Annotated in this window: 17 protein-coding genes; 1 reads left to right on the top strand and 16 read right to left on the bottom strand. The window is 64.2% G+C overall.

Annotation, left to right across the window (positions count from 1 at the left end):
• Position 1: 1 nt before the first annotated feature.
• The 8 genes from VI26_RS07515 to VI26_RS07480 form a co-directional block, all read right to left on the bottom strand.
• Complete coding sequence (locus tag VI26_RS07515) at positions 2 to 1,054, bottom strand: FAD-binding oxidoreductase (protein WP_048409217.1); 1,053 nt, start codon at positions 1,052 to 1,054, stop codon at positions 2 to 4.
• Positions 1,051 to 2,361, bottom strand: coding sequence for a lysine N(6)-hydroxylase/L-ornithine N(5)-oxygenase family protein (locus tag VI26_RS07510; RefSeq protein ID WP_048409132.1), 1,311 nt, complete (start codon positions 2,359 to 2,361; stop codon positions 1,051 to 1,053). The genes VI26_RS07515 and VI26_RS07510 overlap by 4 nt, the downstream gene beginning before the upstream one ends.
• A gap of 619 nt (positions 2,362 to 2,980) precedes the next feature.
• Positions 2,981 to 4,327: an N-succinylarginine dihydrolase gene (gene astB, locus VI26_RS07505; protein ID WP_048409131.1), complete on the bottom strand. Its 1,347-nt coding sequence runs from the start codon at positions 4,325 to 4,327 to the stop codon at positions 2,981 to 2,983.
• A gap of 235 nt (positions 4,328 to 4,562) precedes the next feature.
• Positions 4,563 to 6,023: a succinylglutamate-semialdehyde dehydrogenase gene (gene astD, locus VI26_RS07500; protein ID WP_048409130.1), complete on the bottom strand. Its 1,461-nt coding sequence runs from the start codon at positions 6,021 to 6,023 to the stop codon at positions 4,563 to 4,565.
• Positions 6,023 to 7,057: an arginine N-succinyltransferase gene (gene astA, locus VI26_RS07495; protein ID WP_048409129.1), complete on the bottom strand. Its 1,035-nt coding sequence runs from the start codon at positions 7,055 to 7,057 to the stop codon at positions 6,023 to 6,025. The genes astD and astA overlap by 1 nt, the downstream gene beginning before the upstream one ends.
• Complete coding sequence (aruF, locus tag VI26_RS07490) at positions 7,054 to 8,085, bottom strand: arginine/ornithine succinyltransferase subunit alpha (protein ID WP_048409128.1); 1,032 nt, start codon at positions 8,083 to 8,085, stop codon at positions 7,054 to 7,056. The genes astA and aruF overlap by 4 nt, the downstream gene beginning before the upstream one ends.
• Positions 8,086 to 8,243: 158 nt before the next feature.
• Complete coding sequence (locus tag VI26_RS07485; RefSeq protein WP_048409127.1) at positions 8,244 to 9,458, bottom strand: aspartate aminotransferase family protein; 1,215 nt, start codon at positions 9,456 to 9,458, stop codon at positions 8,244 to 8,246.
• A 370-nt stretch (positions 9,459 to 9,828) separates the two neighbouring features.
• Positions 9,829 to 12,450 carry a family 20 glycosylhydrolase gene (locus VI26_RS07480; protein WP_048409126.1) on the bottom strand — a complete coding sequence of 874 codons (2,622 nt, stop codon included), beginning with the start codon at positions 12,448 to 12,450 and terminating at the stop codon, positions 9,829 to 9,831.
• A 296-nt stretch (positions 12,451 to 12,746) separates the two neighbouring features.
• On the opposite strand from VI26_RS07480, the gene VI26_RS07475 reads away from it, so the two are divergent.
• Entirely contained in the window at positions 12,747 to 13,424 is a 678-nt protein-coding gene (locus VI26_RS07475; RefSeq protein ID WP_053074302.1) for a DUF3313 domain-containing protein, read from the top strand.
• Between the two features lie 55 nt (positions 13,425 to 13,479).
• Here the strand turns inward: VI26_RS07475 and VI26_RS07470 are convergent, their stop codons facing one another.
• From VI26_RS07470 to rimP, 8 genes are all read right to left on the bottom strand, one after another.
• Positions 13,480 to 14,010 (bottom strand): STM3941 family protein, encoded by a 531-nt coding sequence (locus VI26_RS07470; RefSeq protein WP_048409125.1) that lies wholly within the window; start codon positions 14,008 to 14,010, stop codon positions 13,480 to 13,482.
• Positions 14,011 to 14,104: 94 nt separating this feature from the next.
• The gene (pnp, locus tag VI26_RS07465) at positions 14,105 to 16,249 is read right to left on the bottom strand and encodes a polyribonucleotide nucleotidyltransferase (protein ID WP_048409124.1); all 2,145 of its coding nucleotides are present in this window, start codon (positions 16,247 to 16,249) and stop codon (positions 14,105 to 14,107) included.
• Positions 16,250 to 16,442: 193 nt separating this feature from the next.
• Complete coding sequence (gene rpsO, locus VI26_RS07460; protein ID WP_019104449.1) at positions 16,443 to 16,712, bottom strand: 30S ribosomal protein S15; 270 nt, start codon at positions 16,710 to 16,712, stop codon at positions 16,443 to 16,445.
• Between the two features lie 120 nt (positions 16,713 to 16,832).
• Positions 16,833 to 17,756: a tRNA pseudouridine(55) synthase TruB gene (gene truB, locus VI26_RS07455; RefSeq protein WP_048409123.1), complete on the bottom strand. Its 924-nt coding sequence runs from the start codon at positions 17,754 to 17,756 to the stop codon at positions 16,833 to 16,835.
• Positions 17,753 to 18,172 (bottom strand): 30S ribosome-binding factor RbfA, encoded by a 420-nt coding sequence (rbfA, locus tag VI26_RS07450; protein ID WP_048409122.1) that lies wholly within the window; start codon positions 18,170 to 18,172, stop codon positions 17,753 to 17,755. Before rbfA ends, truB begins: the two co-directional genes overlap by 4 nt.
• A gap of 168 nt (positions 18,173 to 18,340) precedes the next feature.
• Positions 18,341 to 21,280: a translation initiation factor IF-2 gene (gene infB / locus VI26_RS07445; protein ID WP_048409121.1), complete on the bottom strand. Its 2,940-nt coding sequence runs from the start codon at positions 21,278 to 21,280 to the stop codon at positions 18,341 to 18,343.
• Positions 21,281 to 21,319: 39 nt separating this feature from the next.
• A complete protein-coding gene (nusA, locus tag VI26_RS07440) occupies positions 21,320 to 22,798 on the bottom strand; it encodes a transcription termination factor NusA (protein ID WP_048409120.1) in 1,479 nt (492 codons plus the stop codon).
• Between the two features lie 52 nt (positions 22,799 to 22,850).
• Entirely contained in the window at positions 22,851 to 23,276 is a 426-nt protein-coding gene (gene rimP / locus VI26_RS07435) for a ribosome maturation factor RimP (protein ID WP_048409119.1), read from the bottom strand.
• Between the last annotated feature and the right edge of the window lie 334 nt (positions 23,277 to 23,610).

Raw genomic sequence — 23,610 nt, 5'->3', positions numbered from 1 at the left:
ACTATCCTGTGGTGAGAGCGTGGTTGAGCAAGGCGAGCGCTTCCGCGGCGATGCCGGGCGCCAGCCGGTATCCGGAGCCATTGCCCGCTCCGGCAAACAGAATGCGTTGATGGCGGCCGACGAATTGCACCAGCGGCTCCCGGCTTGGGCTGTAGGCATCGCAGAACACCCTACCGGAGCCCAGCTGCTGCGCCAGCGCCGGCGCGATGCCGCGCAGCGCCTCGCGGGCTTCGTCGATCTCGCGCGCCTCCACCCTGGCCTGCCGGCATCTGTCCGGCGTCACATCCCACTGCTGGCAGGTGTAGCTGAACAGCCAGTGTCCGCGCTGCGGCAGCGGCGCCAGGAAAGCGTCCTCGACAGGGAAAAACAGCGCATGCCCATGTTCCGGCGGGCGCTGCAGATGCAGGGCCACCACTTTCTTGACGCGGATATCGAGCGTGGCGGTCAGCTCGCGCCAACAGCCCTCATTCGCCCACGGTCCGGGACAGAGCACCACGGCGTCGGCGGCGAGGCTGTGGCCGCTGGACAGCAGCACGCTGACGCCGTCGGCATGCTCGCGGATGGCTTCGACGCCGACGCCTTCCAGCAACTCGGCGCGCTCGCGCAAACGCCGCGCATACCATTGCGCCAGCCCCTGCACATCCATCGCATGGCAGTCCGGCATCCGCCATACTTCCTGGCCATAGGGCAGCTCCGGCATCACCTGCCGCCTCTCCTCCGCCGACAAGGGCCGCAGGCCGGCGCAACGAGCGCGCACCTGCTCGGCGTCGGCCGCGCCGGCGGCGACGAAGAAGTCGAAGCCGTGCATGGGCAGCTGCGGATGACGCGCATGCAGCGTCTGGTAGTAATCCGCGCTCGCGCCGCTCAATCTGCGCACCCGCTCGGAGCGGCCCACCGGAAAATGCACGCCGGCGGAATACATCGACGCCCCGCCGCCGATCAAGCCCTGGTCCACCAGGCTGAGCCGCGCACGCGGCTCGCATTCCAGCAGCCGTGCCGCCACGGTGCAGCCCAGGATGCCGCCGCCGATGATGACGATGCGGGGCCCGGTCATGCCCATTCCCTCCTCGGCTGGCGGCTGGTCGCGCGCGCCGCCGCCAGCGGCGCCCAGGACACGAAGGCGGCGTCCAGATGAGCGACGCGCGGCACATCCAGCATGCGCTGGATCACGATCTGGCTGCGCCACGCGGTCAGGCTGAGATTGGGATCGGCCAGGCCGCGCTGCTGGCGGATGCCGTTCAGGATGAACAGGCTGCGATTGCGCGGCAGTTTGCCCAGCGCCGCGTAATCGCGGTCGACGGCGATTTCCTCGCCCTCCAGCTCCAGACGCTCCCGCAGCGGCTGCAGGAAGGGCGTCGGCGCCGGCTTGAAACCGCTGGCCCAGATCACCACGTCGGCTGCCAGTGTCTCGGGCTTGTTGGCGCCCAGATGGCTGGCGGCGATGGACCAGCGCTCGCCGTCCTGAGTGATGGCGCGCACTTCGCGGAAGGGCAGCAGGCTGATTTCGATCGGGGCGCGCTCGATGAAGCGCAGCGAATAGATCTGCTGGTAGATGCTGCGCAGGGTGCACTCGGAAATGCCGTCGCTGCTGAGCAGATTGCGCTTGATGAATGCGCGGCGGAAGCCCTCGTCCTGCTCGTAAAAATAGTTGGAGTGCGTGGGCGTGTACAAATCGTTGGTGAAGGGGGAATCGTCGAGCGGGAAATAATTCTCCCGGCGCGACAACCAACTCAGCGCCGCCGGCGCCTGGCCGCCGCCACGGCGCAGCATCTCCAGCACCACTTCGGCGCCGGACTGCCCGCCGCCGATGACCAGCACGCGCTTGCCCGCGGTGACACCGGCCTTGGCGGCGAACTCATTGACGTGGAAATGCGTGCTGTCGTTGAGGCAGGCGCGCGCGAAGTCCGGCACATCCGGCACGATGCCGACGCCGACGACCACGTTGTCGCCCAGCACGCGCCGCTTCGTGGTTTGCACCACGAAGGCGCCGCCGTCGAAATCGACCTCCAGCACCCGCTCGCCAAAGCAGATATTGGCATTGTTCTCCGCCGCCCATTTCAAGTAATCGCGGAATTCAAGCCGCGAAACCTGATCGAAACGCGCGTTGAGAAACTGCAGCAATCTGCCATGTTGATGCAGATAGGACACAAAAGAGAATCGATTGGTGGGATCGGCCAGCGTGACCAAATCCTTGAACAAGGAAACCTGCAGCCCCGCGCCTGGAATCATCATGCCGTCATGCCAGGAGAACGCCGGTTTCTGCTCGAAGAAAATGCTCTTGATGTCATGCTGACCATGCAAGAGCGAGGCCACGCTGAGATTGGATGGCCCGCTGCCGATGCCGATGCAGTGATATTTCATGATGTATTGGCACTTGAAGTGTACTTGCAAGATAAAAGGAGCCGCGATGAACCGCGTATCGCAGCAGCAGAAAAGCCAACCGACACTCTCATTCGCAATGAACAGCAACCACAAAACCGCCAAAGCATCGCCGAGGCCGGGCCTGTGCCCGCGCCGGCATGAAATCCACCGCCCTGAGTCCGGCCAGTACTAAAGGACAGGCCGCATTCAGTTGCAAAAACGCCGCAGGCGGCGCCCCTTCGTCACACACTCAAGATTCAAGCGCCGGCCCTGCCCGCTTCGCCGGCGGCGCCAGGCTGGCGGCAGCGCCGAAAACCCGGTTCCACCATGGTTTTCATGCTGCGCCAAACCAGCTGTAGCTATTGATATATTCCAATGTCATTCAAGCTATCATGTGATTTTTATCATGTCAAATGACATTAAAAATCAAAAATAGTTGATCTTAGACAAACTGATGCCAGCAATCAGGACAGTTAATGGCAGAAGGCAAGGTGTCTGCATGACGCCAATGAGGCAAGCGCCTGGACGGCGCCCAGGGAGGAAAATGCGAAACAGGCCGGGAATCCCGGCCTGTGTTGCTAGAGCACCTGACTTGTAATCAGGTAGTCGCGATACTGGCTCAAGCCAGCTGGAAGGGGTACACCGAACCCAGGCCCAGGATGCCGCTCAACTCGTCCAGCGCGGTGCGGCTTTCGATCAGCAGCTGCGGATCGGCCAGGTCTTCGCTGCTCAGGCGGTCGCGATAATGGCGATCCACCCAGCCGTTGAGCGTGGCGAACAGCGCGTCGCTCATCAGCACCTTGGGGTTGACCGCGGCGATTTCCGCCGCCGACAGCGCCACGCGCAGCCGCAGGCAGGCGGGACCGCCGCCGTTCTGCATGCTTTGCTTGAGATCGAACACCTTGACCTCGTCGATGGGACCGCCGCTGGCGGCCAGCTTGCCAAGGTAGGCCCAGACGCGCGGCTGATTGCGGCACTCTTCCGGCACCACGATGATCATCTTGCCGTCCGGCTTGGACAGTAGCTGGCTGTTGAACAGATAGCTCTTCACCGCCTCCTCGACGCTGACCTCCGCCGCCGGCACCTCCACCGAGACGAAGCGGCCGCCTGCGGCTGCCAGCTTGGCGCTCAGCTCGGCCAGTACCTTGTGCTGGTCGACAAAGGATTTCTCGTGATGGAACAGCACTTGGCGGTTACCCACCGAGATCACGTCGTTGTGGAACACGCCGGCGTCTATGATGTCCGGGTCCTGCTGCGCGTAAACCACGCGCTCCGCGCTCAGGCCGTGCAGCCGCGCCACCGCCTGGCAGGCTTCCAGGGTCTGGCGCGCCGGGAACTTGGCCGGCTTGGGATAGCGCGCGTCGAAAGCCGCCGCGCCGAACACGAAGAACTCCACCCCCGCGCCGTCGTACTCGGCGCAGAAACGGGTGTGGTTGGCCGCGCCCTCGTCGCCGAAGTGCATCTGCGCCGGCAGCGCCGGATGCACGGCGAAGCGGGACTCGTCGGCGAACATCGCCCGCAGCAGCCGGCCCGTGGTCGGATGCTCGATCGAACGGTGGAATTTATTGTTCAGATTGGCCGGGGTGAAATGCACGCGGCCGTCGGCGGTGTCGCCGGACGGGCTGACGGTGGCGGCGTTGGCGGTCCACATGCAGGAGGCCGAGCTGGCCGCGGCCAGGATGGCCGGCGCTTCCTTGGCTGCGCGCGCCACCACCTCGGCGTCGCTGCCGCCAAAGCCCAGCAGACGCAGGCTGGCCACGTCCGGACGCTCGTGCGGGGCCAGCACGCCCTGCTTGAAGCCCAGATCATGCAAGGCCTTCATCTTGGCCAGACCCTGCTTGGCGGCCAGCTTGGGGTTGGACGCGGCGCTGACATTGCTGGTGGACGCCACATTGCCGAAGGACAGGCCGCTGTAATTGTGCGTCGGGCCGACCAAGCCGTCGAAATTCACTTCATAGGCGTTCATTTGGAGAATGCTCCCTTGCCTCAATCCATCTGAATGGCGGGACGGCCATCTGGCCCCTTCTCGCCACCTAACTCTTTTGCGTTGACTACACGCCCCCTCTCCCCCGCCCCTCTCCCACGAGGGGAGAGGGGAGAAAACCGCACCGCCCGCGCTTACTGCACGAATGAACTGGCGTCGCACTCAGCTTTCAGTCCCTCTCCCCTTGCGGGAGAGGGGTTGGAGAGAGGGGGTGCTCTTAAAACACCATGCCGGGAGACAGCTGCGCCGGCACGGTCAGGCTGTCGCATTCCAGCGAGGCCACCGGGTAGGCGCAGTAGTCGGCGGCGTAATAGGCGCTGGCGCGATGGTTGCCGGAGGCGCCGACGCCGCCGAAGGGCGCGGCGCTGGACGCGCCGGTCAAGGGCTTGTTCCAGTTCACCACGCCGGCGCGGCTTTCCAGCAGATAGCGTTCGTACAGCGCGCGCTCGTCGGACAGCACGCCGCCGGCCAGGCCGAAGCGGGTGTCGTTGGCGATGGCGATAGCCTGATCGAAATCGGCGTAGCGTATCACTTGCAGCAACGGGCCGAAGTATTCCTCGTCCGGCCGCGCGGCGGCGGTGGTGTCGATGATGCCCGGGCTCAACAGCGCCGCGTCCGGCGTCAAGCGGCGCATTTCCAGCAGCGCCTTGCCGCCGGCCGCCAACATCGCGGCCTGGGCTTGCAGCAACGCCTCGGCGGCGGCGCTGGAAATCACCGCGCCCATGAAGGGCGCCGGTTCGGCGTCGTATTTGCCGACGCGCAGCTTGGCCGTCACCTCCACCAGCCGCGCCAGCAGCGCGTCGCCCCAGGCGCCCTGCGGCACCAGCAGCCGGCGCGCGCAGGTGCAGCGCTGGCCGGCGGAGACGAAGGCGGACTGGACGATGTGGTGGACGGCGGCGTCGATGTCCTGAACCCCTTCCACGATCAGCGGATTGTTGCCGCCCATTTCCAGCGCCAGGATCTTGTCCGGGTGGCCGGCGAAGTTCTTGTGCAGCAGCGCGCCGGTGGCGGAGCTGCCGGTGAAGAACAGGCCGTCGATGCCGGCGTGGCCGGCCAGCGCCGCGCCGGTGTCGCGCGCGCCTTGCAGCAGCGCGATCACGCCGGCCGGCAGGCCGGCTTCGGCCCACAAGCGCACGGTTTCCTGCGCCGTCCACGGCGTCAGTTCGGACGGCTTGAAGATCACCGCGTTGCCGGCCAAGAGCGCCGGCACGATGTGGCCGTTGGGCAGGTGGCCGGGGAAGTTGTAGGGGCCGAACACCGCCACCACGCCGTGCGGCTTGTGGCGCAGCACCGCCTGGGCGTCGCCCATGGCGGCGGCGCGTTCGCCGGTGCGCTCGTGGTAGGACTTCAGCGAGATGTCCACCTTGTTGACCATGGTGGTGACTTCGGTCTGCGCCTCCCACAGCGGCTTGCCGGTTTCCTGGGCAATCACGCGGGCCAGCGCGTCCTTGTTGGCGCTCAAGAGTTCGCCGAAGCGCTTGGCCACCGCCACGCGCGCGTCCAGCGGCGTGCGCGCCCAGTGCTTGAACGCGGCGCGGCCGGCGGCCACGGCGGCGTCCACCTGGGCGGCGTCGGCGGCGCGGCCCTGCCATAGCGGGCTATTGTCGGCCGGATTGGTTTTGCTCAGCGCCGCGCCGGCGCCTTCCTGCCATTGTCCATTGATGAATAAGCTGCTCACTATGCATTCTCCTTGGGGTAGAGCGCGACGCAGCGCAGATGGCCGCCCTCTTCCACGTTCAGCGCCTGCGCCTGTTCCGGCGTCAGCAGGATTTCATGGGTGGGCGCCAGCGTCTCGGCCAGGATGGCGCGGAAGCCGGCCAGCGAGTCGTTGGATACCAGGTAGAAGTTTTTGTCGCCTTCCGGCAGCGGGTCCGCCAGCCGCGCCACGACCGCCGCGCTTTCCTTCACCGCGCGGATTTCGCTGGTATAGGTCTGCACCGTCGGACCGGCGTCGAAGATGTCGACATAGCCCTCGTAGCGGAAGCCTTCGGATTCCAGCATCGCCACCGCCGGGCGGGTGTTTTCATGAGTCTGGCCGATCACCGCCTGCGCCTCCGGCGGCAGGAAATCGATATAGACCGGGTGCTTGGGCATCAGCTCGGCGACGAAGGCCTTCTGACCAACGCCGGTCAGGTAATCGGCGTGGGCGAAGTCTATGGAGAAGAAATGGCGGCCCAGGCCTTCCCAGAACGGCGAGCGACCTTCTTCGTCGGACACGCCGCGCATCTCGGCCACCACCAGCTTGCCGAACAGCTGCGGGAACTGCGCCAGGAACAGGAAGCGGCTCTTGGACAACAGGCCTCCGTTGCGGTTGGCGCGGTAGTCCGGGTGCAGGAACAGCGTGCACAGCTCGGAATAGCCGGTGTGGTCGTTGGACAGGAACAAGGTGTCGTGACGCGAATAGACGCCCAGTTCCTCCGAGGCGTGGACGATGGTGCCGACGCGGTAGTTGTACCACGGCTCCTTCAGACCCACCGCGGCTTCCAGCGCGCAAATGCCGGCGATGGCGCCGCTGGCGCCGTCTTCCATCACGAAGACATAGCCTTGGTCGGCCTTGTCCAGCTCGCCGGCGAAAGACAGCACCGAGCGGGCGATGCGGCGCGACAGCCGCTCTTCGTTGACCGGCAGCGAGGTCAGGCCGACGCCGGCGCTGCGCGCCAGATTCATCAGGCCGTCCAGGTCCTTGTGGGCTACGGGGCGGATGAACATCATGCTGCGGACTCCTTCTGCTGCAAACCAACCACTTGAACCTGGCCGCCGCTGGCGAGGCCCAGCGCGCGGGCGGCGTCGGGATTGATGAAGGCGACGCCGTCCACCACCGCCACGCGACAGACCGCGGCGGCGAACTCGCTGGACTCCAGATTGCTCAACAACTGCGGCTGCGCCTGCTCCGGCAGGCTGGCCAGCACTTCCACCGGGTAGCAGCGGCTGTTTTCCAGCGTTTTCAGCCGGTCCACCTCGGCGGTGAGCACCGCGCCGCCGTCGAAGATGTCGATATAGTTGTCGGCTTCGAAACCCTCGTTGCACAGCAGCAGGCAAGAGCGCTCGAAGCTGGCGTGGATCTGGCCGATCGCGTGCTGCGCCTCGTCCGGCAGCAGCGGCACATAGATCGGGTAGCTGGGCATCAGTTCGGCGATGAAGGTCTTGCTGTGGCTGACGAAGGCCTGTTCCACCTGCAGGAAATCCATATTGAAGAAACGGCGGCCGATGGCGTTCCAGAACGGTGATTGGCCGGCGTCGTCGTGAATGCCCTGCATCTCCGCGATCACGCGGCGGCCGAAGCGCTCGCGCTTGCTGGCGATGAACAGCAGCCGCGCGCGCGACAGCAGCTCGGCGGCCTGCGGTTCCAGGTGGCCGTCCACGTAGAAGCCGCACAGCTGCACCATGCCGGTCAGGTCGTGGCACATATTCAGCACATGCACGCGGTTGTTGACCTTCAGCGCGCGCGAGGCGTGCACGAAGATTTCGCTGCGGTAGCTGTAGAAGGGCTCGTCGAAGCCGGCGGAAGCATTGATGGACGCGGTGCCCAGCACCTGGCCGTCTTCCTCCAGCACGAACATATAGTATTCGCAGCCGGAATCGCCGATGGCTTCATGCTCGAAGGCGGACACGGACTGCTGGATGCGCTCGAACAGCTTTTCCCGGTTATTGGGCAAGCTGGTGACGCCGATGCCGCTGGCCACCGCCATGCGTTCGATGGCGGGCAGATCGGAGGTGCGGACGGGACGCACGGTAAGCATGGGACATCTCCCCTATCGCTGAAATCCTGCCAGGCCGCGGCGGGACCGCGGCGCAGCAATACCCGCGTGCCTGCCTGCGGCAGGAACGTGGGCGGATAACGGTATTGTGTCTTGGAGCACGGACGGCCGGCGGCCGCCCGGAATCAGTGCCGCGGCCCTTATTGAGCGGAGGTCAGTTCGGCGATGGCCGCGTCGAAACGCGCCAGGCCTTCGTCGATGTCCTTATCCTCGATCACCAGCGACGGCGCCAGGCGCACCACGCTCAAACCGGCCACCAGCAACATCAGGCCCTGCTTTTCAGCGGCTTTCAGGAACTCCTTGGCGCGGCCGGCGTAAGCGTCGGTCAGCACGCAGCCCAGCAGCAGGCCCATGCCGCGTACGGTCTTGAACACCTGGTATTTGGCGTTGATCGCGTTCAGGCCGTCGACGAAGCGCTGGTGCTTGGCGCGCACGCCGTCCAGCACCGCCGGTTCGTTCACCAGTTCCAGCACCTTGTGCGCCACCGCGCAGGCCAGCGGGTTGCCGCCGTAGGTCGAGCCATGGGTGCCGATGCCGAAGCTCTTGGCCACTTTCTCGGTGGTCAGCATCGCGCCGATCGGGAAACCGCCGCCTATGCCCTTGGCGGAGCTGAGGATGTCCGGGGTCACGCCGTATTCCTGATAGGCGAACAGCGAGCCGGTGCGGCCGACGCCGCTTTGCACTTCATCGAACACCAACAACGCATTGTGCTGGTCGCACAACTGGCGCGCGGCTTCCAGGAAGGCCTTGTCGGCCGGCATCACGCCGCCCTCGCCCTGGATGGGTTCGATCACCACCGCACAGGTCTGGTCGGAGATGGCCGCTTTCAGCGATGCGATGTCGTTGTATTCGAAGTGGGCGATGCCGCCCGGCACCGGGCCGAAGCCTTCGGTGTACTTGGGCTGGCCGCCGACGCTGACGGTGAACAGGGTGCGGCCGTGGAAGGAGTTCTTGCAGGCCAGGATCTGGTTCTTTTCCGGACCGAAGTGATCGGAGCCGTATTTGCGCGCCAGCTTGAACGCGGCTTCATTGGCTTCCGCGCCGGAGTTGCAGAAGAACACGCGCTCGGCGAAGGTGGTCTCGGTCAGCAGCTTGCCCAGCTTCAAGGCCGGCTCGTTGGTGAACACATTGGACACGTGCCACAGCTTGGAAGCCTGCTCGGTCAAGGCCGCCACCAGCTGCGGGTGGCAATGGCCCAGCGAGTTGACGGCGATGCCGCCGGCGAAATCGATGAATTCGCGGCCGCTCTGGTCCCATACGCGGGAACCCAGGCCCTTGACCGGAATGAAGCCGGCCGGGCCGTAATTGGGGACCATGACCTGGTCGAAATCGGCGCGCGTTACAGTATTGCTCATCTTGATGGTTCCCTTCCTGCTCTATCGTTGTTTCTTATCCGTCTCATAAAATCCAGGACCAGTCGTGATGCCGGCTTTATCGACGATTTCATGAAGTTTCAATGATTCTAAGGTAAGCCCGTCGCAAATCCATATCCGGTTTGCGACACCGGCGTATACATTCCTTGATACAGCGCAATAAATTTTGTCCGACAACATCCATTACAGCCGCCAGCTGTGCCCAAACCGGCTGTAAGCGCCGCCCTCCGGCGCGCTTCGAGATCAGCAAGATAGATCAATATTATTGTCCTATCAACGTCGAAACCGCGATCCGCGATGAAAAACGCCCGGGCTAGCGGCCCGGGCGTCCTTGCCTTGTCCGCATCGGCGCTCAGTCGCCGCCGCGCGTCTCCTGCCGGCTAAAGCGCGCGCCATCGCCGCTGACGCCGCACCAATAAGGCGCCTCGGCACCCTGGCCCGGCCGGTATGGCGTCCAGTTGTGCCCGTCCGGCGAGAACTGCAGCGCCTGGCCGGGGAATTCCGTCAGCACCGCGGCCGATCCGCTAGCCAGGCCCGGCGGCGCGATGCGCAGGCCGATGCCGGCGCGCTCCAGCTTGGCCGCCTCACGCCAGCCCAGCACCGCGGCGAACTGCTGCCAATCCCGGTTCAAGGCCGCGCGATCCACCAGATGGCTGACGCCCAGCTGATAACGCTCGCCCTGGCGATAAGGCCGTTCCCAGCCCGCGCGGTGCCAGGCGCGCTCGGCCAATGCCAGCAAGCGTGGATAGGCCATGTATTCAAACTGGGCGTCGCTGCGCATCACCTCGCTCCAGGCCTGGCCCTGGATGCCGGCGAAGCGCGCCGGCGCCGCCTCGCTGGGCACTTCGAAGGCCTTGCCCTGGCGATCCGTCATCACCTCGGCGTTCTGCGGCAGATTGTCCGGCGCGAAGCTGAACACCTTGTAGCTGTCGGTTGCGCGCGAGGCCCAGTAATAGCCGCGTTCCTTGGGGTTCAGCTCATAAGGGAAGTCGAAGTACAAATAATCCGGCATTGCCAGCACGGTCTGGAAACCCTTGTTGGCGAACTCATGCGCCTCCTTGGCCGCGCCCCAGAACAAGGCGTCCCATTCTGTGACCATCACCTTGGAAGTGGCGAAGTCCTTGGGCGATTTCGCGCCCTTCAAACCGTCCTGCCAAGCCCCCATCGTGGCGACACCGTGCCGCGCCAGGATGCGGCTGACATCCTCGGCGAACTGCAAGGGCAGATCGGCCGTGGTTTTCCCCGGCCGCTCCGCCAGCAACGCGCGGCAGGCCGGCGAGCGCGCCCAGGGCTTGTCCTGCTCCGCCAGCTTGATCTTGCCCTTGGCCGGGTCCTGGCCGGACAAATCCTGGAAGCCGCCGCCCAGCAGTATGTTCTTGGCCTCGTCGCCGCCGAAATGCCAGACCGCCAGCGGCGCGCCGGCCTCGCGATGCATGGCGGCCACTTCCGACACCACTTTGTCGATGAAGCGCGGCACGCCGGGCACGCAGGGATTGACATAGGTGTGGCGGTCGTAGAATTGCACCGACAAGGTGTTGGAACGGTCTTGCGGATCGATCAGCCGGTAGGCGGAGGCCGCTTCCGGCTGGCCCAGTTGCTGGAGATGGCGGTAGCGCCGCTCCATCGCCATCACCGCCGCGCGCGCATGCGCCGGCATGTCGATTTCCGGAATCACCTCGATGAAGCGCGCCTTGGCGTAACGCAGCAATTCCACATACTGTTCGCGGCTCAGATAGCCGCCGCCGGAGCGATTGTCCGGACCGGAACCCAGTTGCGGCAGCAGGCAGCTATCCTCGTTCAGGTCGTGACAGCGGCGCGCGCCGACCTCGGTCAATTCCGGCAGGCCGTTGATCTGCAAGCGCCAGCCTTCGTCGTCAGACAGATGCAGATGCAGCTTGTTGAGCTTGTAGGCGGCCATCTGCTCGATCAGGCGCTTGAGCGTGGCCGGCTGACGGAAATTGCGCGCCACGTCCACCATGAAGCCGCGGTGCTCGTAGCGCGGCGCGTCCTCCAGCGTCAGCGTCGGGATCTCGCCGCCACCCTGCGGTATCAGGCCCAGCAGGGTCTGCGCGCCGTAGAACAGGCCGGCGGCGTCATGCGCGTCCACGCGCGCGCCGCCGCGCGTCACTCGCAGGCGGTAACCGCCGGCGACGGCGATATCGGCCGGCAAGTCCTTGACCACGGCGCCGCTGACCGGCAGGCCCTGATCGGCCAGGCCCAATTGATGGCCGCGCTGCGCCAGCGCCGCGCGCGCGTCCGGGGCCAGCGCCGGCAGCCGCCAGCTCAGCCCGTTCACCGCCGCCTTGCCGCCGTCCGGCTTGACGCGCAGCGCGGCGGGAATCACACGCGCGGCCACATCGGCGGCGGCCAGTTGCGGGCCGCGGCGCGCGAATTCGCGATAGCGCTCGGCGGTGTCCATCAAGGGCCGCGCCTCGCCCGCCGGCGACTTCCATTCATCGCCCGGCAGCGGCAGCAGATAGCTGGCGTCATCATCATCATTGCGCGCCAGCACCGCCGGCGCCTGGCCATCGGCCACCAGATAAGGCCGCGGCAGCACGTCGCTGTTGTGCAACATCCAGTACTCGGCCACCAAGGGCAGCTCCAGCTTGGCGCCGGCGGCGATGCCGGCGAAGCCGGGCTTGGGCGTCAGCCGATACAAGTCTCCGGTCAGATGGCTCAGCTCGAAGTCCGGGCTGTCCAGCTGCAGCAAACGTCGGATGCTGTGCAGGTACAAGGTCCAGTCCTTGGCCGGGACCGCGGACTGACCATGGTTTTGCAGGATCAGCCGCCCTTGCAGGCAACTGCCCCAGTCCGCGCCCAGTTCCACGCAGCGCGCGCCGGCGGCCGCGCCCTTATTGCTGTCCACCGCCACCGCCAGAGACAGGTCCCGCGCCAGCGCCGCGACATCCGGCTGCGCCCAAGCCAGCGCGCTGGCCGACAACAGGCCCGCCGCCAATAGTTGTTTCGTCCTCATGCTCACCTCTGCGATTTGCGTGGCGCGCCTCGCGACGGAGCCTCCCCCGCCGCGTCTCCCATTCGTCATCCGCATGCCACCGTGGGCACAGGCTAACTGGTATTAATGTGGTATTCAATGCTCAAGATCAAAATCGCGCGCCGCCGCTGCCGGCTGCTAGCATGATGATGGTGGAATGCAAAGATCTGTGAAGCCGGGGAACGCCTGCGCGATGCCGGCGGTCTAGCCGCGGTTGCCGCCAGATCCGCCGCTGCGCGCGGATGGCGCGCCCGCACAACCTCTAACAGGAGCGCATCATGCGCAAAACCCTCACGCTTGGCCTGCTATTACTGGCCGCCCTGCCCGCCCTGGCCCAGGACGCCGCGGCCCCGCAAACCTTGTTCAGCTTGCCGCTGACCGCGTTCAAGGCCTCTGAGCGCAACGCCTCGCAACGGCTGTACCGCGCGCCGGACGCGCAACTAAGCGCTTACAAATCCATCGTGGTGGAGCCGCTGTATTTCATGCGCCACCAGGCTGACGGCGATTGGCAATTACTGCAGAGCGGCGAGGAAAACCGCATCGCCGCCTATTTCCAGCGGCGGATGACCGAGGAGTTGCACAAGGTCGGCATCCCGGTCAGCCGCGAGGCGCTGCCGGACAGCGCCCGCCTGCGCGTGGCCGTCACCGGCATGGCTCAGGAACGGCCGGGGGTGGAGCCGCTGGACATCCTGCCGATCAAGGCGGTGTTCAATCTGGGCCGGCTGGCCGCCGGCAAGGAGCCCTATCTGACCAAGGTGGGCAGCATGGCACAGCTGGAAGACGCCAATAGCGGCAAGCTGCTGGCCGGCAGCGTCAATCTGCGCAAGAGCGACAAGAGCCTCCAGCGCGGCGAGGCGGTCAAGCTGGAGAGCCTGGAAAGCCTGATCGACGACTGGTGTCGCGACAGCGCCAGGCTGCTGGCGCGCGGCATGGCGATCAAGCCGGCCCAGCCCTGAATACTGCCCATGGAAAGCGCCGAGCCGCGGCAGCGCTCGGCGCGCATAGCGATGACTAGCACCGGGCGGCGGCACCCGAGCCGTAGCATCGATGATATCGCTCGACCAAGGCTAGCAGCTCGTCGAAGCTTGCTTGCACAGCACCGGACGCAATGGCGATCGGACTGCCATAGCATATGAAATTGAAATGGCCGAATAGCCGCGCCACGGGTCCCAGCTGGCTCAGATACTTGCCCGGTGTTCTCACCTTTATGATCAAAAACTTCTGACCGCGCACCGCCGAGACTTCCCAGCCGACGATATCCGTCCAGACGATAAGCCCAACGGCGATCTGACTGGAGCGATCCCACAGCCCCTGCGCGTTGAAAACCAGCGCCGGCTTGTTCTGCAGACATTGCCGCAGACCAAGCAAGCAGGCAGCGCCGAAGAAGGCCATTGCCACGCCTCCAGCACCATAACGCCGGATCAGGCTGATCTCCGTGTCCGGCGCAGTCCACATGGAATAGCCGATCACGACAAAAGCCAGGGCGGCGATGATCAGCAGCAGCACCTTGCCGCCGCTGAACTCGATACGCGTTTCATCCATCACGCTCAACTCGCAGTCGTAAAAAACCCCCTGCCTTGGCAGGGGGGGATGCTAGCCGGTAGCCGCTCCGGAGTGGAGCGGCACTCAGGCTGATTTACTGGGCCTTCAGGCCGAAGGAATCGGCAGTCGCTTGCGCGGTTTTCGCTTCTTCTTCCAGCAGGGCCTTGATGGACAGGCGGATGCGGCCGCGATCGTCCATTTCGATGGCCTTGACCTTCACAACCTGGCCTTCTTTCAGATAGTCGGCCACGTTCTTGATGCGCTCGTTGGCGATCTGGGAAATGTGGACCAGGCCATCCTTGCCCGGCAGGATGGAGACGATGGCGCCGACATTGTTGTCGAGGATCTTGACCACGGTGCCTTCGTACACCTTGCCCACTTCCACTTCAACAGTGATCTCTTCGATGCGCTTCTTGGCGGCTTCCGCGCCTTCGTTGCTGACCGAAGCGATGGTGATGGTGCCATCTTCCTCGATATTGATCTCGCAGCCGGTGTCCTTGGTGATGGAGCGGATGGTTTCGCCGCCCTTGCCGATCACTTCGCGGATCTTGTCCGGGTTGATCTTCATCACGTACAGACGCGGAGCGTGGGCGGACAGCTCTTGCGGGCCTTCCACGGCTTCCTTCATCAGACCCAGGATGTGCATGCGGCCTTCTTTGGCCTGATCCAGCGCCACCTGCATGATTTCCTTGGTGATGCCCTGGATCTTGATGTCCATCTGCAGCGCGGTCACGCCTGCGGCGGTACCGGCCACTTTGAAGTCCATGTCGCCCAGATGATCTTCATCGCCCAGGATGTCGGTCAGCACCGCGAAGCGGTTGCCTTCCAGGATCAGACCCATGGCGATGCCGGCCACGTGCGCCTTCAGCGGCACGCCAGCGGACAGCAGCGACAGGCAGCCGCCACATACCGAAGCCATGGAGGAAGAACCGTTGGACTCGGTGATTTCCGACACCACGCGCATCGAGTAACCGAATTCCGATTCCGGCGGCAGCACGGCAACCAGCGCGCGCTTGGCCAGACGGCCGTGGCCGATTTCACGGCGCTTCGGCGGGCCCATGCGGCCGGCTTCACCGGTGGAATACGGCGGGAAGTTGTAGTGCAGCATGAAGCGCTCGGTGTATTCACCGGCCAGCGCGTCGATGATCTGCTCGTCCTGCTTGGTGCCCAGCGTGGTCACCACCATGGCCTGGGTTTCGCCACGGGTGAACAGCGCGGAACCGTGGGTGCGCGGCAGCACGTTGTTGCGGATGCTGATCGGGCGCACGGTGCGGGTGTCGCGACCGTCGATGCGCGCGTCGCCGGCCAGGATCTGACCGCGAACGATCTCGGCTTCCAGACCCTTGAAGATGCCCTTGATCTCATTGGCCTTCAGGGTGTCGGTGTTTTCGTTGATCAGGCCGGACTTGACCGCGTCCCAGGCTTCGTTGATCGCCACGGTGCGGGCTTGCTTCTGGCGCAGGCGGAAGGCGTTGGCCAGTTGCTCGCCGGCGATGGCGCGCACTTGGGCGATCAGTTCTTCATTGGCGACCGGAGCGGCCCAGTCGAACATCACCGGGTTCACTTCGTCGGCCAGTTCGTTGATGGCCTTGATCGCGGCTTGCATTTGCTCGTGACCAAACACCACGGCGCCCAGCATCACGGCTTCCGGCAGTTCCTTGGCTTCGGATTCCACCATCAGCACCGCGCGCTCGGTACCGGCAACCACCAGATCCATTTCGGAGGTGGCCAGTTCGGTGCGAGTCGGGTTCAGGATGTATTCGCCATTGGCGTAACCAACGCGGGCGGCGCCGATCGGGCCGGCGAACGGCAGGCCGGAGATGGCCAGAGCGGCGGAAGCGCCGATCATCGCCGGGATGTCGGAATCCACTTCCGGGTTCAGCGACATCACGGTGGCGACGATTTGCACGTCATGGAAGAAGCCTTCCGGGAACAGCGGACGGATCGGACGGTCGATCAGGCGGCTGGTCAGCACTTCCTTCTCGGACTGCTTGCCTTCGCGCTTGAAGAAGCCGCCCGGGATCTTGCCGGCGGCGTAGGTGCGCTCCAGGTAGTCCACGGTCAGCGGGAAGAAGTCCTGGCCCGGCTTGACGTTCTTGCCGCCAACCACGGAGACCAGCACCACGGTGTCTTCAACGGAGACGATGACGGAGCCGGACGCCTGACGCGCGACTTCGCCGGTTTCCACGGTCACGGTGTGACGGCCGTATTGGAAAGACTTGGTGATTTTATTGAACACAGGGTTTCCCTAATCTTTTGTGTGTGACAAATAATCGCAAGCTAAAAAAACAACGGGAACCCCTAAAAATTCTGACCAAAGCATATCGATCCGAATTTTTAGAGGCTCCCCCCGTTGTTACAGCAGTAATGCTCGCGATCTTGATGTGGCATGAAAAAGTCGCAGCACGCTGCGACTTTTCCAAAACCCAACCTTACTTGCGCAGACCCAGACGGGCGATCAATGCGCGATAGCTATCGGCATCGGTGCGCTTCAGGTAGTCCAGCAGACGACGACGACGGCTAACCAGCTTCAACAGACCACGACGGCTGTGGTGATCCTTGGTGTTGGCTTTGAAGTGCGGGGTCAGGTCGTTGATGCGAGCGGTCAACAGAGCCACTTGCACTTCGGACGAACCGGTGTCGCCTTCGCTGCGCTGGAAGTCTTTAACGATGTCTGCTTTTTGAGCGGCGGTCATTGCCATTTGGGGTAACTCCAAATTATCAGTAGGGGTTTTTCAACCCGACAAGTGCAGCGAGCAGCCAAGGCCGAAACCCTCGCAACCCATCAACACTCCGGTACGCGGCCCTAGGGCCGCCGGCGTTCAAGACGTCTCCGCCTTGCTCGCCAGGAGCCGGATCGGATGCAGGCGACCATCGTCGCGCGCCTCGCCCAGCCCCAAGAATTCCCGGCTTCCCTCGCGGTAAATCCGGAAACGCTGCATTTTCGCACATTTTTCGGTAAAACGCACGGGCTGTCCGTGCATGAAACGCCCGGCCTCCTCGGCCACCAATTCCGCCTCGGGCAGATGGCGCACCAAGATGTCGGCCGGCAGCAGCAAGGCCTCGCGCTGCGGCATCTCCAGCGCTTCGATATCCGCCAGTTGCAAGGCCTCGTCCAGCGTGAAGCCGCCGGTGGCGGTACGGCGCAAACCGGTCAGATGCGCGCCACAGCCCAAGGCTTCGCCGATGTCGCAGGCCAGGGTGCGGATATAAGTGCCCTTGCTGCACAGCACCTCGATCACCGCGCTGTCTCCATCCAGGCTGATCAACTCCAACTTGCGGATATGCACCCGCCGCGCTTCGCGCTCGATCTCGATGCCGGCGCGCGCGTACTCGTAGAGCGGCTTGCCCTGATGCTTGAGCGCCGAATACATCGGCGGCACCTGGGAGATTTCGCCGCGGAACGCCTCCATCGCCGCCAGCAGGCCCTCGCGGTCGAACACGACCGGGCGCTCGGACACCACCTCGCCCTCGACATCGCCGGTGGTGGTGACCACGCCGAACTTCACCGTGGCGCGATAACCCTTGTCCGCGTCCAGCAGATAAGACGAAAACTTGGTGGCCTCGCCCAGGCACACCGGCAGCAGGCCGGTGGCCAGCGGGTCCAGCACGCCGGTATGGCCGGCCTTGGCGGCGTTCAGCAGCCAGCGCGCCTTCTGCAGCGCGCCGTTGCTGGAGATGTCGTAGGGCTTGTCTATCAGCAGCACGCCATCTATCGGGCGGCGATTGCTGCGCGGCTTGCTCATTCCTTGCCCTCGGCGCCATCCTCGCCGGATGCGGCTTCCTGAACGCCGAACTTCTCGGCGTCCTCGCGCGCCACCTGATTGATCAGGCTGGTCATATGCATGCCGCGCTCCACCGATTCGTCGTAGACGAAGTGCAGCTGCGGCGTGGTGAAGATCTTGATGCTGCGGCCCAGTTCGGAGCGCAGATAGCCGGCGGAGCTTTCCAGCGCTTCCTGCGTCGCTTCGCGGGTTTTCTCGTCCATCACGGTGTAGAACACCTTGGCGTGCGAATAATCGCGGGTCACTTGCACCAGGGTGATGGTGATCCAACCGGCGCGCGGGTCCTTCAGGCCCTTGCGGGTCAGTTCCGCCAGCTCGCGCTGAATCTGCTCGGCGATGCGGTCGGAACGGGAGAAACCTTTTTTGGCTTTTGCCATATCACTTCCAATCAACTTTACGCGGCGTCGCCGCCGCTCAGACCACGAAATCCACGAAATGGCACGGCCCGGGCCGCCATGTCATTTCGTGGTTTTCGCGGCAAAATTAAAAAAGGCGAGCGCCCGCCGACCTCACGGTCAGACCGGCACCCGCCCCTGGCGTCCCGCTTACAGGGAACGCGCCACTTCCACGATTTCGAACGCTTCCAGTTGGTCGCCTTCCTGGATGTCGTTGAAGTTTTTCAGCATCAGGCCGCATTCGTAGCCCTGCTTCACTTCCTTCACGTCGTCCTTGAAGCGCTTCAAGGAGTCCAGTTCGCCGGTATGCACCACCACGTGGTTGCGGATCAGACGGATCGAAGCGGTACGCTTGATCATGCCGTCGGTCACCATGCAACCCGCGATATTGCCCACCTTGGACACCGGAATCACCTGACGGATTTCCACCGTGCCCAGGATCTGTTCTTTCTTCTCCGGAGCCAGCATGCCGGACAACGCCGCTTTCACTTCGTCCACAGCATCATAGATGATGTTGTAGTAGCGGATGTCCACGCCTTCGCTCTCCGCCAGCTTGCGGGCGGCGGCGTCGGCACGGGTGTTGAAGCCGATCACGATGGCCTTGGAAGCGATCGCCAGGTTGACGTCGGATTCCGAGATGCCACCCACGCCGGAGTGCAGGATGCCCACGCGTACTTCGTCGGTGGACAGCTTTTGCAAGCTGCCGGCCAGCGCTTCGTAGGAACCTTGCATGTCGGCCTTGATGATGATGGACAGGGTTTGCACCTCGCCCTCCGCCATCTGCGCGAACATATTCTCCAGCTTGGCCGCTTGCTGCTTGGCCAGACGCACGTCGCGGAACTTGCCGGCGCGGAACAGGGCGATTTCACGCGCCTTCTTCTCGTCGGTCAGCACCATCGCGTCTTCGCCGGCTTGCGGCACGTCGGACAGACCCAGGATTTCCACCGGAATCGCCGGACCGGCGGATTCGATGGCCTTGCCGTTTTCGTCCATCATCGCGCGGACACGGCCAAAAGCGGTGCCAGCCAGTACCACGTCGCCCTTCTTCAGGGTGCCGGACTGTACCAGCAGCGTGGCCACCGGGCCGCGGCCCTTGTCGAGGCGGGCCTCGACGATGATGCCCTTGGCCGGCGCATCCACCGGAGCCTTCAGCTCCAGCACTTCGGCTTGCAGCAGAATGGCTTCCAGCAGCGCGTCGATGTTCAGGCCCATCTTGGCCGACACTTCGACGAACTGGGTGTCGCCGCCCCAGTCTTCCGGCACCACTTCATGCGATACCAGTTCCTGGCGGATGCGCTCTACGTTGGCGCCCTGCTTGTCGATCTTGTTGACCGCCACCACCATCGGCACCTTGGCCGCTTTGGCATGGTGAATGGCTTCGATGGTCTGCGGCATCACGCCGTCGTCGGCCGCCACCACCAGCACCACGATGTCGGTGGCCTTGGCGCCACGGGCACGCATCGCGGTAAACGCTTCGTGACCCGGGGTATCCAGGAAGGTGATCATGCCGCGCGGGGTTTCCACGTGGTAAGCACCAATATGCTGGGTAATGCCGCCGGCTTCGCCCGCAGCGACCTTGGCGCGGCGTATGTAGTCCAGCAACGAGGTCTTGCCGTGGTCGACGTGACCCATCACGGTCACCACCGGGGAGCGCGGCAGTTCCACCGCTTCCACTGCGGATTCGCCGCCGCTCAGTTCCAGATAGGCTTCCGGATCGTCAGCCTGAGCCGCCTTCGGCACGTGGCCCATCTCTTCCACCACGATCATCGCGGTTTCCTGATCCAGCACCTGGTTGATGGTCACCATCATGCCCATCTTCATCAGCGCCTTGATCACCTCGACGGCCTTGACGGCCATCTTGTGCGCCAGGTCGGCGACGGAAATGGTTTCCGGCACCAGCACTTCATGCACGATGGGCTCGGTCGGCGCCTGGAAGGCGTGCTGATTGTTCTGCTTGTGACGGTTCTTGCCGCCACGGGATTTCCAATCATTGCCGGCGTCGCCGCCCTTGGTCTTCAGACCGCGGCCACCCTTCTTGTTGTCATCCCAGCGATCGCCACCCTTCTTGTTACCGCTGCCGCCCTTCTTGGCGTCGGGACGGCCGGCCACGGTGGCCGGCACCGCCGGCGCGCCGGGCGCGCCAGCCGTAGCCGGACGCGGACCGCGGTTGTCGCCAGCCGGGCGCGGGCCACGGTTGTCGCCAGCCGGACGCGGACCACGGTTGTCGCCTGCCGGGCGCGGGCCACGGTTGTCGCCTGCCGGACGCGGACCACGGTTGTCGCCTGCCGGACGCGGGCCACGGTTGTCGCCGGCCGGACGACGGTCGTCGCGGCGCGGCTCATCGCGGCGGGCCGGTTCAGCGGCGCGCACCGGCTCGGGAGCCGGCGGCGGCGGCGGCTGCAGCGCGGCCTGGCGCGCGGCCTGACGGCGCTCTTCGCGCTCGATCTTTTCGCGCATCAGCGCTTCTTGACGCGCGCGGAAAGCGGCTTGACGCTTTTCCTCGGCTTCGCGAGCGGCGATTTCTTCCGGGCTCAGGATGGAGGCCACGGTCGGGCGCGGCGCCGGAGCGGCCGGCTTGGCCGCTTCCTGGCGCGGAGCTTCCGCCGCAGGCTTGGCTTCCGGCTTGGCGGCCGCGGCTTGCGGCTTGGGCTCGGGTTTCGGCTCAGGCTTGGCTTCCACCACCGGCGGCTTAGGCTCGGGCTTGGCTTCCACGACTTGCGGAGCAGGCGCGGGCGCCGGTTCCGGCGCCTTCACCGGCTCGGCCGGGCGGGATTCCGCTGCGGCCGGCTGAGCGGCTGCGGCGTCTTCCGGACGCACCACGAAGCGCTTCTTGCGAGTCTCAACCTTGACGGTGCTGCCGTCGGCGGTCTTGATCTCGCTGGTGGACTTGCGCGTCAGCGCAATGCGCGACTCTTCGTCGCGCGCGCCATGGGAGCGCTTCAGATAGTCAAGAAGCTGGGACTTGTCTTGCGCGGATAGCGCGTCATCCGGCGAGCGCTTGCTCACGCCGGCCGCGCCCAGCTGTTCCAGCAGGCGTTCCGGTGTGAGGTTCAGCTCACTGGCAAATTGTTTTACGTTTGTCAAAACCATGCGTCTTCCCAAATTCTGTAAATTCTTTCCGGACAGGCCTTACTGGTCGAACCAGTGCTCGCGCGCCTTCATGATGACGGCGCGGGCGGTCTCGGCCTCCATGCCGGTCATGTCCACCAGATCGTCCACGGCCAGGTCGGCCAGGTCGTCGCGGGTGATCACGCCGCCATCGGCCAGCTTGCGAACCAGCTCGGCGTCCAGGCCCTCGATATCGCGCAGGCCATCGGAAACGCTTTCCACTTTTTCTTCGGACGCAATAGCCTGTGTCAAAAGAGCGTCACGCGCGCGGCTGCGCAGGTCGTTGACCAGCTCCTCATCAAACCCTTCAATTTCCAGCATTTCCGCAATCGGCACATACGCCACTTCTTCCAAAGCGGCGAAGCCTTCTTGCACCAGTACGGCGGCGACATCCTCGCTCACGCCCAGGGCGTTCACGAACAGATCGCGGACAGCGGCATCTTCCGCCTGGTGTTTTTCTTCTGCCTCGGCAACGGTCATGATGTTGAGGTACCAGCCGGTCAACTCGGCGGCCAGCTTGACGTTCTGGCCGCTACGGCCGATGGCCAGCGCCAGCTGTTCCTCTTCCACCACCACGTCCATGCTGTGGTTGTCTTCGTCCACCATGATGCGGCTGACTTCAGCCGGCGACAGCGCGTTGATCACGAACTGAGCCGGTTCCGGCGCCCACAGCACGATGTCGATGCGTTCGCCGCCCAACTCCTGGCTGACCGACTGCACGCGCGAACCGCGCATGCCGATGCAGGTGCCTTGCGGATCGATGCGGGCGTCATTGGCCTTGACGGCGATCTTGGCGCGCATCCCCGAATCACGCACGGCGGCCTTGATTTCCAGCAGGCCTTCGTCGATTTCCGGCACTTCCAGTTCGAACAGCTTGGTCAGGAACTCCGGAGAGGTGCGCGACAGCACCAGCTGCGGGCCGCGGCCCAGGCGATCGATGCGCAACAGGAAAGCCTTGACGCGGTCGCCCACGCGCAGGTTTTCCTTGGGGATCATCTGATCGCGCGGCAGCACCGCTTCCAGCTTGCCGCATTCGACGATGGCGTTGCCGCGTTCGATGCGCTTGATGGTGCCGGTCACCAGGTGCTCGCGGCGCTGCAGGAACTCGTTCAGCAACTGTTCGCGCTCGGCGTCGCGAATGCGCTGCAGAATCACTTGCTTGGCGGTTTGCGCGCCGATGCGGCCAAACTCCACGGCCTCCATCGACTCTTCGATGTAAGCGCCCAGCTCTATGCGCGGATCGCGCTCACGAGCGTCGACCAAGCCGATTTCCTTGCTTTCCGATTCCAGCAGCTCGTCTTCCACCACCAGCCAGCGGCGGAAGGTCTGGTACTGACCGCTGTGACGATCGATTTCGACGCGCACGTCCATCTCGTCATCGGTAAATTTTTTCTTGGTTGCCGAGGCAAGCGCCATTTCAAGGGCGGAGAACACCACATCCTTGCTGACATTCTTTTCGCTCGCCAGGGCATCCACCAGCAACAAAATCTCGCGACTCATTCATTCCTCTCCGATTTTTGTCCTTTTGCGTGGCTTTATGGCCGTCCAGACATCAAAACTCAGGCTCTAGCCTGGCCTTGTCGATATTGGCAAACGGAATCGCCACGATGCGGCCATCCACATCCAGCTTCACAGAGTCTTCCTCGACCCCGGCAAGACGACCGGTAAATTTCTTCTGCTGCTCGATCGGCATGCGCGTCTTGATCTTGGCAAGCTTTCCAGCGAAGCGGACGAAATCAGCCTCTTTCTTCAGCGGACGGTCCAAGCCCGGCGAAGACACTTCGAGTCGCTCGTAGTCGATGTTCTCGACCATGAAAAGGCGGGTAAAGTGATTGCTCACCTGGACGCAGTCTTCCACGGTGATGCCACCCGGCTTGTCGATAAAAACGCGAAAACCGCCCCCTGGGGTCATTTCAAAGTCGACCAACTCATAGCCGAGACCCGGCAGGGTGTTTTCCAGCAGCAAACGAACATCCATTGCTTTTTCCACAAATAAAAAATGGGCGAAACGCCCATCCCTAACCGACGCGATTGTAACCTATTCCATTGAAAAAGAAAACCGGCGCGCCGCCTTCCCCACTCCGGCGACGGCGGCAGTTTGCAGCGGACTTCTTTGCGAGCGGTTCCAGTTACGGTACATTACCGAGCACTCAAACAGCAGTTTGACGTCAGAACCTGTTTACGATCTGCTGCGCGTCGGCGATACGGCGTTGAAAACGGCTTCGAAATGCTCATGTACCAACCGTACATTCCGCTTTCTCAGCCGTTTTCGCCTTGTCTCGCCTTAGCTCGCGAGATCGTGAACACGTTCT

It is taken from the genome of Chromobacterium sp. LK1 (assembly GCF_001043555.1).
Classification (GTDB): domain Bacteria; phylum Pseudomonadota; class Gammaproteobacteria; order Burkholderiales; family Chromobacteriaceae; genus Chromobacterium; species Chromobacterium aquaticum.
This window is presented reverse-complemented; position numbering and strand designations above follow the sequence as displayed.

Excerpts from the sequence above, each read along its gene's own strand:
- VI26_RS07515 (WP_048409217.1), bottom strand. The coding sequence starts at position 1,054 with ATGACCGGGCCCCGCATCGTCATCATCGGCGGCGGCATCCTGGGCTGC.
- VI26_RS07510 (WP_048409132.1), bottom strand. The coding sequence starts at position 2,361 with ATGAAATATCACTGCATCGGCATCGGCAGCGGGCCATCCAATCTCAGC.
- astB (WP_048409131.1), bottom strand. The coding sequence starts at position 4,327 with ATGAACGCCTATGAAGTGAATTTCGACGGCTTGGTCGGCCCGACGCAC.
- astA (WP_048409129.1), bottom strand. The coding sequence starts at position 7,057 with ATGATGTTCATCCGCCCCGTAGCCCACAAGGACCTGGACGGCCTGATG.
- aruF (WP_048409128.1), bottom strand. The coding sequence starts at position 8,085 with ATGCTTACCGTGCGTCCCGTCCGCACCTCCGATCTGCCCGCCATCGAA.
- VI26_RS07485 (WP_048409127.1), bottom strand. The coding sequence starts at position 9,458 with ATGAGCAATACTGTAACGCGCGCCGATTTCGACCAGGTCATGGTCCCC.
- VI26_RS07480 (WP_048409126.1), bottom strand. The coding sequence starts at position 12,450 with ATGAGGACGAAACAACTATTGGCGGCGGGCCTGTTGTCGGCCAGCGCG.
- VI26_RS07475 (WP_053074302.1), top strand. The coding sequence starts at position 12,747 with ATGCGCAAAACCCTCACGCTTGGCCTGCTATTACTGGCCGCCCTGCCC.
- VI26_RS07470 (WP_048409125.1), bottom strand. The coding sequence starts at position 14,010 with ATGGATGAAACGCGTATCGAGTTCAGCGGCGGCAAGGTGCTGCTGCTG.
- rpsO (WP_019104449.1), bottom strand. The coding sequence starts at position 16,712 with ATGGCAATGACCGCCGCTCAAAAAGCAGACATCGTTAAAGACTTCCAG.
- truB (WP_048409123.1), bottom strand. The coding sequence starts at position 17,756 with ATGAGCAAGCCGCGCAGCAATCGCCGCCCGATAGATGGCGTGCTGCTG.
- rbfA (WP_048409122.1), bottom strand. The coding sequence starts at position 18,172 with ATGGCAAAAGCCAAAAAAGGTTTCTCCCGTTCCGACCGCATCGCCGAG.
- infB (WP_048409121.1), bottom strand. The coding sequence starts at position 21,280 with ATGGTTTTGACAAACGTAAAACAATTTGCCAGTGAGCTGAACCTCACA.
- nusA (WP_048409120.1), bottom strand. The coding sequence starts at position 22,798 with ATGAGTCGCGAGATTTTGTTGCTGGTGGATGCCCTGGCGAGCGAAAAG.
- rimP (WP_048409119.1), bottom strand. The coding sequence starts at position 23,276 with ATGGATGTTCGTTTGCTGCTGGAAAACACCCTGCCGGGTCTCGGCTAT.